13 protein-coding genes and 1 tRNA gene are annotated in these 11,978 nt (G+C 72.4%); 8 read left to right on the top strand and 6 right to left on the bottom strand.

The features are described 5' to 3' along the window. Positions 1-232: 232 nt before the first annotated feature. Positions 233-1,039: a PASTA domain-containing protein gene (locus ABT006_RS03120; protein WP_350702342.1), complete on the top strand. Its 807-nt coding sequence runs from the start codon at positions 233-235 to the stop codon at positions 1,037-1,039. Positions 1,040-1,111: 72 nt separating this feature from the next. Here the strand turns inward: ABT006_RS03120 and ABT006_RS03115 are convergent, their stop codons facing one another. Beyond that, the gene (locus tag ABT006_RS03115) at positions 1,112-1,555 is read right to left on the bottom strand and encodes a hypothetical protein (protein WP_350702340.1); all 444 of its coding nucleotides are present in this window, start codon (positions 1,553-1,555) and stop codon (positions 1,112-1,114) included. 98 nt (positions 1,556-1,653) lie between these two features. Next, a complete protein-coding gene (locus tag ABT006_RS03110; RefSeq protein WP_350702338.1) occupies positions 1,654-1,941 on the bottom strand; it encodes a hypothetical protein in 288 nt (95 codons plus the stop codon). 631 nt (positions 1,942-2,572) lie between these two features. On the opposite strand from ABT006_RS03110, the gene ABT006_RS03105 reads away from it, so the two are divergent. From ABT006_RS03105 to ABT006_RS03095, 3 genes are all read left to right on the top strand, one after another. Continuing rightward, positions 2,573-3,454 carry a helix-turn-helix domain-containing protein gene (locus ABT006_RS03105; protein ID WP_350702337.1) on the top strand — a complete coding sequence of 294 codons (882 nt, stop codon included), beginning with the start codon at positions 2,573-2,575 and terminating at the stop codon, positions 3,452-3,454. Further along, positions 3,424-3,645 (top strand): DUF397 domain-containing protein, encoded by a 222-nt coding sequence (locus tag ABT006_RS03100; RefSeq protein ID WP_350702335.1) that lies wholly within the window; start codon positions 3,424-3,426, stop codon positions 3,643-3,645. Before ABT006_RS03105 ends, ABT006_RS03100 begins: the two co-directional genes overlap by 31 nt. Positions 3,646-3,841: 196 nt before the next feature. After that, positions 3,842-4,246 carry a hypothetical protein gene (locus tag ABT006_RS03095; protein WP_350702333.1) on the top strand — a complete coding sequence of 135 codons (405 nt, stop codon included), beginning with the start codon at positions 3,842-3,844 and terminating at the stop codon, positions 4,244-4,246. Here ABT006_RS03095 and ABT006_RS03090 read toward each other — a convergent pair. Then, complete coding sequence (locus tag ABT006_RS03090; RefSeq protein WP_350702331.1) at positions 4,214-4,813, bottom strand: hypothetical protein; 600 nt, start codon at positions 4,811-4,813, stop codon at positions 4,214-4,216. The two genes, ABT006_RS03095 and ABT006_RS03090, sit on opposite strands and share 33 nt — an antisense overlap. A gap of 214 nt (positions 4,814-5,027) precedes the next feature. Here ABT006_RS03090 and ABT006_RS03085 point away from each other — a divergent pair, with 214 nt between their 5' ends. Beyond that, entirely contained in the window at positions 5,028-6,887 is a 1,860-nt protein-coding gene (locus ABT006_RS03085; protein WP_350702329.1) for a S8 family peptidase, read from the top strand. Between the two features lie 78 nt (positions 6,888-6,965). On the opposite strand, the gene ABT006_RS03080 is transcribed toward ABT006_RS03085, so the two are convergent. From ABT006_RS03080 to ABT006_RS03070, 3 genes are all read right to left on the bottom strand, one after another. Then, complete coding sequence (locus tag ABT006_RS03080; RefSeq protein ID WP_350702327.1) at positions 6,966-7,772, bottom strand: WecB/TagA/CpsF family glycosyltransferase; 807 nt, start codon at positions 7,770-7,772, stop codon at positions 6,966-6,968. Continuing rightward, on the bottom strand, positions 7,769-8,842 hold the full coding sequence (locus ABT006_RS03075) for an NAD-dependent epimerase/dehydratase family protein (protein ID WP_350702325.1): 1,074 nt from the start codon (positions 8,840-8,842) through the stop codon (positions 7,769-7,771). The genes ABT006_RS03080 and ABT006_RS03075 overlap by 4 nt, the downstream gene beginning before the upstream one ends. A 108-nt stretch (positions 8,843-8,950) precedes the next feature. Then, a tRNA-Leu gene (locus ABT006_RS03070) sits at positions 8,951-9,036 on the bottom strand. 226 nt (positions 9,037-9,262) lie between these two features. Here ABT006_RS03070 and ABT006_RS03065 point away from each other — a divergent pair. The 3 genes from ABT006_RS03065 to ABT006_RS03055 are packed head-to-tail and all read left to right on the top strand — an operon-like array spanning position 9,263 to position 11,970. Continuing rightward, positions 9,263-10,051: an FHA domain-containing protein gene (locus ABT006_RS03065; protein ID WP_091100240.1), complete on the top strand. Its 789-nt coding sequence runs from the start codon at positions 9,263-9,265 to the stop codon at positions 10,049-10,051. Positions 10,052-10,057: 6 nt separating this feature from the next. Further along, positions 10,058-10,543 carry an FHA domain-containing protein FhaB/FipA gene (locus ABT006_RS03060; RefSeq protein ID WP_111134465.1) on the top strand — a complete coding sequence of 162 codons (486 nt, stop codon included), beginning with the start codon at positions 10,058-10,060 and terminating at the stop codon, positions 10,541-10,543. Beyond that, positions 10,540-11,970: a PP2C family protein-serine/threonine phosphatase gene (locus tag ABT006_RS03055; RefSeq protein WP_350702323.1), complete on the top strand. Its 1,431-nt coding sequence runs from the start codon at positions 10,540-10,542 to the stop codon at positions 11,968-11,970. Before ABT006_RS03060 ends, ABT006_RS03055 begins: the two co-directional genes overlap by 4 nt. Positions 11,971-11,978 lie beyond the last annotated feature (8 nt).

The raw sequence follows: 11,978 nt of genomic DNA, 5'->3' as shown, positions 1-11,978 counted from the left end.
GATGGCCGTCCGGACCGCTAGGTTGGCGGTCAGGGGCCACGACGCCCGCCCGGGCCGGGGAAGGGACGCGCGATGAGCGAGCGTCAGCGAGCGAATGATCGGCGCAGTGCGGTGGTGTCTCGTGTCGGCACGCAGCGGAGCGGAGTGCCGGCATGAGCGAGCGTCAGCGAGCGAGTCATCGGCGCAGTGCGGTGGTGTCTCGTGTCGGCACGCAGCGGAGCGGAGTGCCGGCATGAGCGACGACCGCCCGGAACCGCCCGCCGGGGGACCCGACGACCGGACCCGCCCGCTGCCCCCGTCCGGCGACGCGCCCGCCGGGCCGGAGCCGGCCGACCGCACCCAGCGGCTGCCCGGCCCGAAGGGCCCTCCGCCCGCCGGGGGCGACGCCACCCGGTCGATGCCCGTCGACCGCGCCGCCCCGCTGGACCGTACGGCCGCCATGCCGCCCGAGCGGTCCGGCCCGGCGGCCTGGTCCGGGCGCGCGGAGGTGCCGCCGCCCCGGCCGGCGGATCCCCGCGAGGCCGCCGAGTGGTACGCCGAGGAGCCCGGCGGCCGGCGCTGGTGGCTGCCGATCCTGTGGGGGGTGGTCGTGCTGCTGCTGCTCGGCCTGCTCGGGGTCGGGCTGTGGCTGGCCCTCCAGTCTGCGGACGACGACGAACCGGCCGTCCCGGGCCTGTCGCCCTCCCCGTCGGTCACCCGCGCGTCGCCGACGACTCCCGCGCCGACCTCGGCCGTCCCGACCACCCCCTCGCCCTCCGCGCCGCCGACCACCTCGGCGGCGGCACAGGTGCCGATGCCGCCCGTGGTGAACCTGCCGCTGGCGACGGCGCAGGCGATCCTGGACGACCTCGGGCTGGGTCACCGGGTGGAGTACCAGGAGTCCGACCGCCCCGAGGGCACCGTGATCCGCACCGACCCGGAGGCCGGGGAACTCGTCCCCGACGGGGAGGAGGTCACCCTGGTGGTGTCCCGTGGCGCGCCCTCGCCGTCCGGCGGCGAACCCACGCCGACGACGGCCGGGCCGACCGCCACCAGGTGAGCCGCCGCTGACCGGGCTGCCCGGGACCGTCACCGCTCCGGGTGGTGCACGAACGAGTGGTGGCCGGCCGGATCACCACATCCGGCGTCTGGTTCCGACCAGGCCGAGCCCGGCCAGCGAGATGGCCAGACCGAAGACCCCGGACCAGAAGAGGGAACGGTGGACGTCGTCCGGCGACTGTCGGGCGGCCTCGGCGGTGCCGCCTGACGATCCGACCGGCACGTCGGTCCCGACCGCGGTCCCGGGCTCGTCGGCGGCGCCGAGTGTGCCCGCTCCGTCCGGGGAGTACGGGGAGTCGGAGGCGTCCTGCCCGTCGTCGCCGTCCGACGGGTCGTCGGCCACGGTGATCTCCGGTGCGGGGACCGGGGTGGTCAGCCGGGTGGTGGACGACAGGGCGGGGTCGCGGACCACGACCACCAGTGTCGTGGCGGCGCCGATCAGCGCCAGGATTCCGAAGGCGTAGGCGATGCGGGAGCGGTGGTGCCGCCGCGCGGCGGACTGATTGACCATGGCCATCCCAGGTTCGGGGTCCTGGACGCGCGGGGTGGAACCTGCCGGGGTGGGCGTACCTCATTCTATGGCGGGGGACGCCCCCCGGCTGCCGATCGCGGAGCTCAGCCCACCCGGAGCGGGGTGCGGGTGGCGGGCCGGCGTGGTGCCCGCACGGCGTGCGTACGGGGCTCGGGAGCTGCCCGCAGTTGGCGCAGACCCTCCCGCTGGACGAAGATCGACCGCCGGTTGACCGCGTCCCCCGAAGCGTTCAACTCGTAGCCGTCGAGCCAGATCCAGCCGTCGTAGGTCGGCCAGTCGAGCACCCGGATGACCCGGAACGTGATGGGGCTGAGGAACTGGACACTCGCCGCGCGAGTCACGTGCAGTACGTCACCGGAGCGGGGAAGCACATTGGCTCCTGGGGAGGGTCGGCCGGCGGACGGGCCGGCGGGAGCGGGTCGGGGGACGTCTCGGTGGCCGGCCACGGGGTCGTGCCCTCGTGGACCGGTGGTGCGGGCGGTGGTGGTCGGGCCGTGCCCGCTGGTGGCGAACCGCCACCCGACCATCACCCGGCTGCTCCGGGTACCGCTCCCGCCGCCACAGCCAACTGGCGTGCAGCGGCGGGGTCATCAACCCGGGGCAGGTCTGGTTGTCGAAGGCCGGGCGGCCCCACCGGCGCGCGTCCCGTAGCCCGTGGGGTCACCACGGCGGGGGAGCGGACGGAGACGGTGAGTAACCCGTGCCATACGCACAGAGTGCATCAGCGACGTGCTTCATGCAAGTTGCACGTCGACTTTTGCCGATACGCGAGCGGCTCGCGCAGGCGACGCTTGAAGCCGTTCACGTATCGGCGGCACACTGGGATCCGGTTTCGCCCGTCGCGGCCGGCCGATGACCGGCACCACCCCCTCGCCGCGAACGACGCCCGCCGTTCGACGGTCGCGCCCCCGGCGGGCGACGGCAGCGGCGCGCGCGACGCGGAGGTGGGCCGGTGAAGGCCGACAGCCGGTGGTTCCGACCAGCGGACGGGGTGGTGAGGCCGTGAGCGAGCGGCGCAGCCCGACCATCCGGCGCCGCCGCCTCGGCGCGGAACTGCGGCGGCAGCGGGAGGCGGCCGGGATCACCATCGAGGTCGTCGCCGAGCAGTTGGAGTGCTCGGCGTCGAAGATCTCGCGGATCGAGACCGGTCACACGACGGCGACGCCGCGCGACGTGCGGGACATGCTCCGGATCTACGGGGTGGTGGGCGCCGAGAGCGACGAGTTGGTGCAGATCGCCCGGGAGGCGCGGCAGAAGGGCTGGTGGCACCCGTACAGCACGGTGCTGGTCGGCGCGTACGTCGGCCTGGAGGCCGCGGCCAGCTCGATCCGCGCGTACGAGCAGCAGGTGGTGCCCGGCCTGCTGGAGACCGAGGCGTACGCGAGCGCGATGATCCGCGCCGCGCGGCCGGACTTCACCCCTGACCAGGTCGCACAACGTGTCCGTGTCCGGCTCGGCCGTCAGTCGTTGCTGACACAGGATGATCCGGTCGATCTGTGGGTGGTGCTCGATGAGGCGGTGGTGAGCCGTCCGGTGGGTGGGGACGCGGTCATGCGTGACCAGCTCAACCGGCTGGTCGAGGTGGCGGAACTGCCGAACGTGACGCTGCAGATCCTGCCGTTCGAGGTGGGGGCGCACGCCGGTATGGACGGGACCTTCACGATCCTCAGCTTCCCCGAGCCCGGTGATCCGGATGTCGTGTACGCGGAGAACGCCACGGGTGGGCTCTTCCTGGAGAAGAGCGACGAACTGCAGAAGTACAGCTTCATCTTCGATCACGTCCGAGCGGCGGCCATTCGTCCGGAGGAGTCCATCGCACACATCGCGAAACTGGCAGAGGAGCCGTTGTGGAAATGGCGACCAAGGGGTTCCCCGTGGACCTGACGCAGGCAACGTGGTTCAAGAGCTCGAAGAGCGGGCCGAACTGTGACAACTGCGTGGAGGTGGCGTACGTGACGGGGGCGGTCGGCGTGCGGGACTCGAAGGACAAGACGGGTCCGGCCCTGGTCTTCGCCCCGGGCGACTGGCACGCCTTCGTCGCCGGCGCCAGGGGCGGCGGCTTCGGCCGGGACTGACGCGACCGGGAGGTGACGCGGTGTCCCCGTCCGGCGGGCAGCCGGGCGGGGCATCGTCGTGCCCGCGTCCGGTCCGGCCGCGAAGAAGCCTGGACATCCCGTCGCCACATCGGGCCCGTGTCGTTGTACCCCTCGATACGGCGCTGGTCGACAACCCGCCGCACGAATCGGCAACCGAACGAGGCAGGCGAGACGGATGACGACGATCGGGTCAGACAACCTCACCAACGGGCCGGGCAAGCCGGAGCGCTTCGGGGGCAAGTACCGCGGGGCGCGCCGGGACACCGTCCTGACCGAGGTGGTGTCGACCGACACGGAGGTCGGTGGCCGGGAGGCCACGACGGCCGCGCCGGAGCAGGCGGGGCCGCTCTCCCTGCCGTCGCTGGATCCGAACCCGTTGACCGAGCCGTCGTTCCCGCCGGGCGGCTGGTCGATGGAGCCGACCGAGTCGCTGGCCGACCACCCGTTGCTCCGCGGGCTGCTGATGGAGCTGCCGCCGAAGGGCAGCGTCCCGCCGCCCGGATGGCTCGACCGCTGGTTCGAGGCGACCCGGGCGATCCTGGAGCTGCTATACGTGCAGGGCTCCGGCCGCTCGCGGTGACGCCGACCGGGGCGGCGCGGCCCGCTCGGCGAGGCGGCTGTGCCGCAGCGCGTGGCGTACGCCGATGGCGGCGACCGCCAGCACCCCGACGGTGATCGCCGGCCCGGTCACCCCGGGCCCGAACAGCGGTTCCGGGGCGCTCGCCGCCGCCACCGCGGGCAGGATCGCCAGGCCCGTGACCTGTAACGGAAGCCCGACCAGCGGGTGCGCCGCGGCGGCCCGCAAGCCGTGCGGGGCCGGGGTCCCGGGCGCCGCGGCGAACGCCCCCGCGCCCGCCCGCAGCCGGCGCACCCGGCGCACGGTGCAGGCGGCGACGACGAGCACGGGCGCGGCGGCGAGGGTGAGGCCGGCGGCGGCCCGGTCCGCCGGGGTCGCGCCGGCGCTGGAGAGCCCGGCAACCAGCACGGCGGCCGTCAGGCCCAGGCCGGTCAGGGTCAGGGCGAGCACCCATCCGGTACGCCGGCGCAGGGCGCGGGCGCGGTCCAGCCGGGGCATCCCGTCCGCCAGCCAGCCGGCGGCGAGCCAGACGGTGGCCAGCGGCGCCAGCACGGTGAGGTGACTCTCCATGACGGAGAGCATTGCCCGTTCCCGACGCGCGCGAATCCGGGGCCGGCCCCCGTTCCTCCCGTAACGGCGTCCCGTAGGGGGCATCCTCCCGGTGTTATAGGGAAGTCGACATGTTTGTATCCCGATGGCACCGCTCTACCCTCAGCTCGATCGGCACTCATCGATTATCGCCACGGACGTCGATGATCGGGTGTCGGTCGGAGGGAGGTAGAAGATGGGTCTTCCACGTAGGTCCCTACTCGTCGGGGTGGCCACCATGGCCATGGTGGCCACCGCCACGCCCGCCATGGCCGCCGAGCCCGTCGGCACGATCCGGGCCGCGGGCGGCGCCACCGCCGTGGCCGACAGCTACATCGTCGTCTTCAAGGACACCGCGGTCGCCCGTACCACCGTCGGTGACACCGCGCAACGGCTGGTCGGCCGGCACGGCGGCACGGTGGCCCGCACCTACGGCGCCGCGCTGCGCGGCTTCGAGGTCCGGGTCGGCGCCGGGGCCGCCGCCCGGATCGCCGCGGACCCCGCCGTGGCGTACGTCGAGCAGAACCACACCGTGTCGATCGCCGGCACCCAGACCAACCCACCGTCCTGGGGCCTGGACCGGATCGACCAGCGGGCACTGCCGCTGGACAGCTCCTACACGTACCCGAACACGGCGAGCAACGTGCACGCCTACATCATCGACACCGGCATCCGGTTCAGCCACAGCGACTTCGGCGGCCGGGCCACCTCCGGCTACGACGCCGTCGACGGGGGCTCGGCCGACGACTGCAACGGGCACGGCACGCACGTCGCCGGCACCGTCGGCGGCTCGGCGTACGGGGTGGCGAAGGGCGTCCAGCTGGTCGGCGTCCGCGTGCTCAACTGCCAGGGCAGCGGCACGAACGCCGGCGTCATCGCCGGTGTCGACTGGGTGACCCAGAACGCGGTCAAGCCGGCCGTGGCCAACATGAGCCTCGGCGGCGGCGCGAACAGCACGCTCGACACCGCCGTGCGGAACTCCATCAACTCGGGCGTGAGCTACGGCCTGGCGGCCGGCAACGACTCGGGTGGGAACGCCTGCAACACCTCGCCCGCCCGGACCGCCGAGGGCATCACCGTCGGCTCGACGACCAACACGGACGCCCGGTCCTCGTTCTCCAACATCGGCACCTGCCTGGACATCTTCGCGCCCGGCTCGTCGATCACCTCGGCGTGGTACACCAGTGACTCCGCCACCAACACGATCAGCGGCACCTCGATGGCGACGCCGCACGTGGTCGGCGCGGCGGCCCTGGTGGCCAGCGCCAACCCGTCCTGGACGCCGCAGCAGGTCCGTGACTACCTGGTGAACAACGCCACCAACAACGTGGTGGGCAACCCGGGCACCGGCTCGCCGAACAAGCTGCTCTACGTCGTCAACGACGACACCCCGCCGACCAACGACTTCTCCGTCTCGGTCTCGCCGGCCTCCGGCTCGACCGCGCCGGGCGGCTCGGTGACCGCCACGGTGGCCACCGCCACCACCAACGGCTCGGCCCAGTCGGTGAGCCTCTCCGCGAGCGGGCTGCCGTCCGGGGCGACCGCCTCGTTCAGCCCGGCCACCGTCACCTCGGGCGGTTCCTCGACGCTCACCATCAGCACCTCGGCGAGCACGGCGCCCGGCACCTACACCGTGACGGTGACGGGCACGGCGGCCTCCGGCAGCAAGAGCGCCACCTACTCGCTGACCGTGACCGGCACCGGCGGCGGCTGCTCCGGCACCAACGGCACCGACGTCGCGATCCCGGACACCGGTGTCACGGTGAGCAGCTCGATCCCGATCTCCGGGTGCGCCCGCAACGCCTCGTCGGCCTCGACCGTCGCGGTGAACATCGTGCACACCTACCGCGGTGACCTCGTCGTCGACCTGGTCGCTCCGGACGGCTCGTCCTACCGGCTGAAGAACAGCAACATCTGGGACGGCGCGGACAACATCAACACCACCTACACGGCGAACCTGTCGAGCGAGGCGGCGAACGGCACCTGGCAGCTGCGGGTGCGGGACGTCTACGCCGGCGACAGCGGCTACATCAACACCTGGACCCTGACCCTCTAGCCGAGTGCAAGGAAGGGCCCCTTCTCATCGCCTTGCGCGACAGGGAAGGGGCCCTTCCTGACGCCTGCCGGTTCCGGGTCAGACGGCGAAGGTGGACGGCCGCTCGGCGGCCGGGGGCGGCGGGACCGCCTTCCACAGGCCGGTCTTCTGCCCGGCGAGCCGGGCCAGGTAGGCCGGGTTGAGGATCACGTACCGGCGCCACAGCCGCTTCGGCTCCAGGCCGAGGCGCCAGAACCACTCCAGGCCGGCCCGCTGCATCCACGGCGGCGGCTGGCGCAGCAGCCCGGCGTGGTAGTCGAAGGCCGCCCCGACCGCCATCAGCGGCATGTCCAGCAGTGGCCGCATGGCGTACGCGAAGAGCTCCTGGCGCGGGCAGCCCAGCCCGACCAGGACGAGCCGGGCCCCGCTGGCCTTGATCCGGTCGGCGATCTCGACGTCCTCGCCCGGCTGCACCGCCCGGAACTTGGACGGCTCCACGCCGGCGATCTTGAGTGCCGGGAACATCCGCTCGAGCGCCGGGATCAGCTTTGCCAGGGTCTCCTCCGTCGAGCCGTAGAGGTAGACCGGGAGGCCCTCGTCGGCGAACCGGGAGAGCACGTGCAGGGTCAGCGTGGGCCCGTAGACCCGGTCGGTGAGCCCCGCGCCGTGCAGCACGTTGAGCGCCCAGCGCACCGGCTGGCCGTCGGGGGTGACCACGTCGAAGGAGTTCAGCCGGGCGTTGTGCGCCGGGTCCAGCACCCCGGTCATCACCCCGTGCACGGCCAGCGCCGTCAGCGCCAGCGGGCGGCGCTCCTGCGCGGCCGCCACCACCTGCTCGGTCGCCGCGGCGTAGTCGGTGGCGTCGACCAGGACGCCGAGGACGTTCCGCTTGCCCCTGGCGGTCATGCTGCCGGCACCCACTTGTCCACGTTGGCCTCGTAGATCTCGCGCATGATCATGGGAACGTCGTAGACCTGCTTCCATTCCGGGTAGTCGGCCTGGAACGCCTCGTTCGAGCCGATCCACCACTTGTGGTCGCCGATCCGGTTGGCCTCGACGTACTCGGTGACCATCTCCTGGCCGGTGATCTGCTCGGCCAGCGCGAACGCCTCCCGGTTGGAGGTGTTGGAGTGCCGGCCGCCGCCGAGGTTGTAGACCGCCGCGGAACGCGGGTTGCGGAAGAACGCCTCGAACGCGGAGACCACGTCCGAGCTGTGGATCGCGTCCCGCACCTGCTTGCCCTGGTAGCCGAAGATCTTGTACGTCCGGCGCTCCATGTTGGCGCGCATCACGTACCCGAGGAAGCCGTGCAGCTCGGTGGCCGAGTGCGCCGGCCCGGTCAGCGTCCCGCCCCGGAAGCAGGCCGTCCGCATGTCGAAGTAGCGGCCGTACTCCTGCACCATGACGTCGGCCGCGACCTTCGAGGCGCCGAAGATCGAGTGCAGGCAGCCGTCGATGGACATGTCCTCGCGGATGCCCTGCTCGTACGGGTGGCCCGGCTCGATCTCCCACCGGGTCTCCAGCTCGACCAGGGGCAGGCTGTTCGGCCGGTCGCCGTAGACCTTGTTGGTGGAGCAGTGGATCACCGGCGCTTCGATGCAGTGCTCGCGCACGTTCTGCAGGACGTTGAGCGTGCCGGCGGCGTTGACGTCGAAGTCGGTGAACGGGTCGCGCACGGCCCAGTCGTGCGACGGCTGGGCGGCGGTGTGGATCACCACGGCGACGGCGCCCGCGTACCGCTTGAAGAGCTTGCCCAGCGCGGCCCGGTCCCGGATGTCGATGCTGTGGTGCGAGTACGCGCTCCCCAGCTCGTCGGTCAGGCGCCGCACGTTCCAGGCGGTCGAAGCCTCCTCGCCGAAGAACTCCTGCCGCATGTCGTTGTCGATGCCGACGACGTCGAGACCGAGGCCGGCGAAGTGCCGGACCGCCTCGGAGCCGATCAGCCCGCCCGACCCGGTCACGAATGCGACACTCACACGCCACTCCTGGTCCTCGGAGGCAGAATCCATCGGAGCATAGCGTGACGTACGGCACGGCCCCGATACGCCGCGAGGGCTCCGCATCGCTGCGGAGCCCTCGCGTATTGGTGGGGAAGGGGGGAGTTGAACCCCCACGCCCTTTCGGGCACACGGACCTGAACCGTGCGCGTCTGCCATTCCGCCACTTCCCCGTGGCCTGACCTCGAACACTGTAGTCTGTGCCGGTCCTGCTGTCTCCAGCGGGCCCCGGATATCCTACGTTGTCCGTGATCGTTGCGTCGATCGGTTACCGTCCGTCGAGGCGGTACCGTTCTCGGCGGACGAAAGACTAGCACGACGACAACGGCCCCACCGAACGGGCCGCCGCCAGCCGGCCGAGCGGCGTGTGAGCTGCGGACGCTCCGGCCGGATACCATCATGTCCTCGGGACCCGAGGAGGAGCCGGTGAGCGTGCTGCAACGCTTCGAGAAGCGTCTGGAAGGCCTGGTCGAGGGAGCCTTCGCCAAGGTCTTCAAAGGGGTGGTCCACCCCGTGGAGATCCTCAACGCCATGCAGCGGGAGGCCGAGGCGCACAAGGCGATCCTGGCCGGTGGGCGCACGTTGGTGCCCAACCGCTACGTGATCGATCTCTCGCCCTACGACCACAGTCGGCTGGCGCCGTACGCTGCCGCGCTGGCCCAGGAGCTGGCCCAGTCGCAGGCGGAGTTCATCGGCGAGCAGGCCTGGACGGTCTACGGCGACGTGATCGTCGAGATCGAACGCGGCGAGGGGCTGGACACGGGCATGTTCCGGGTCACCGCCGAGGTCTACACCGGCGGCGAGGTCGCCCCGGTCTCCGCGCCCGGCTACGACGCCGGCCCGCCCGCCTACCCGGCGTACGACCAGGGCGGCGGCTACGGCCCCCCGCCCGGCCACGGCGGCAGCCGCAACGTGCGGCTGGTCTCCGGCGACGGGCGCACCTATCCCCTCCAGATGGGCTCGACCGTGATCGGCCGCGGCGACCAGGCCAACCTGCGCCTGCCCGACGTCGGCATCTCGCGGCGACACGCCCGGCTGGACTTCGACGGCGGCCAGGTCGTGCTGACCGACCTGGGGTCGACCAACGGCACGATGGTCAACGGCCAGCGGGTCTCCGCCGTCGCGCTCAACCCCGGCGACATGATCCAGCTCGGCACCACGACGCTGACCTTCCGCGTGGACGGCTGATCCGCCTTGCCGGAACTCGTCATCACCGTCGCCCGGTTCGGGTTCCTCATCCTGCTGTGGATCTTCGTGTTCACGGTGGTCGGCGTGATCCGCCGGGACCTGTTCGCGGGGGCCCGGTCGGGCCGGCTGGTGGCCGCCCCGCGGGCGGTCGGGGCCTCGCTCGGGCAGGCGGCGAAACCGGCGAAGGCGAAGCGGGGCAGGGCGGCACACCAGCTCGTGGTCACCGCCGGTCAACTGGCGGGCACGCGGATCACCCTTGGTGAAGCGCAGATCACCATCGGCCGGGCCGAGGACTCCACCCTCGTCATCACCGACGACTACGCCTCGGCGCGGCACGCCCGGCTGGTGCCGCGCGACGGGCAGTGGTTCGTCGAGGATCTCGGCTCGACTAACGGCACCTACCTGGATCGCGCTAAGGTCACCGGACCAACCCCCGTCCCCCTCGGCGTGCCGATCCGGATCGGCCGCACTTCTCTCGAATTACGGCCATGACTCTGACCCTGCGCTATGCGGCCCACAGCGACCGCGGTCTGATCCGAGACGGTAACCAGGATTCCGTCTACGCCGGACCGCGGCTACTCGCCGTCGCCGACGGCATGGGCGGCATGGCCGCCGGTGACGTCGCCAGCAACATCGTCATCGGTGCCATGGCGCCGCTCGACGAGGACGTCCCGGGTGACGCCCTCGTCGACGCGCTGCGTTCGGCCGTGGGCACCGCCAACCAGCAGCTCCGCGACACCGTGGACGCCAACCCCCAGCTGGAGGGGATGGGCACCACGCTCACCGCCACCCTCTTCTCCGGCAGCAAGCTGGGCATGGTCCACATCGGCGACTCGCGGGCCTACCTCCTGCGCAACGGCGAGTTCGCGCAGATCACCAAGGACGACACGTACGTCCAGATGCTCGTCGACGAGGGCCGGATCAGCGCCGAGGAGGCGAGCAGCCACCCGCAGCGGTCGCTGCTCACCCGCGCGCTCGACGGCCGCGACATCGACCCGGAATACAGCGTCCGCCAGGTGCTGCCGGGCGACCGCTACCTGATCTGCAGCGACGGCCTCTCGGGCGTGGTCAGCGCCGACACGATCGCCGAGACCATGCGCGAGTACGCCGACCCCCAGCAGTGCGTGGAGCGGTTGGTGCAGCTCGCCCTGCGCGGCGGCGGGCCGGACAACATCACGGTGATCATCGCGGACGCCACCGACCAGGACATCGTCGAGGCGAGCCCGATCGTCGGCGGCGCCGCGGCCCGGGACCGGGGCATGGCGACCTCCGCCGACGTCTCCACCCCGGCCGCCCGCGCGTCGGCGCTCTCCGCCCCCCGGCCCCCCGCCCCCGAGGAGCCCGCGGCCGGCGACGACGACGAGCCGGAACGCCCGAAGCGCCGGCCGGTGCGCGCCGTCGCGACGACGCTGGCGCTGCTGGTGCTGCTCGGCGGGGCCGTCTTCGGCGGCTGGAGCTACACCCAGCGGCAGTACTACGTCGGGGCGACGGAGGAGGGCCAGGTCGCGGTGTTCCGGGGCATCCAGGGCGAGATCGCCGGGATGGACCTCTCCACCGTGCACTCCACCAGCCCGGCCGACCTGGACGACCTGACCCTGGCCGCCCAGGAGCAGGTGAAGCAGGGCATTCCGGCCAAGAGCGAGCCGGACGCCGAGCGTCGGCTGGCCGAGCTGACCAGCGACAGCCCGACGAACCCGAACCTGAAGCCGATCTGCCCGCCCAGCCCGAGCGCGGCGGCTGTCACCACGACACCGACGCCGACCGCCGGCCCGGCGACCCCGGCGCCGTCGGCCAGCGCGAGCCCGGCCGCCAGCGGCCGTCCGACCACGTCGGCCTCGCCGACCACCACACCCGACGCCCTGCCCTCCGACACCGTCTCGCCGACGCTCGACCCGGCCACCTGCCGGTCGCCGGAGTGAGTGTCGGC

It is taken from the genome of Micromonospora sp. NPDC002717 (assembly GCF_040295705.1).
In the GTDB taxonomy this organism is placed as follows: domain Bacteria; phylum Actinomycetota; class Actinomycetes; order Mycobacteriales; family Micromonosporaceae; genus Micromonospora.
The sequence above is the reverse complement of the archived record's forward strand: the minus strand, read 5'-3'. Positions and strand labels throughout refer to the sequence as shown.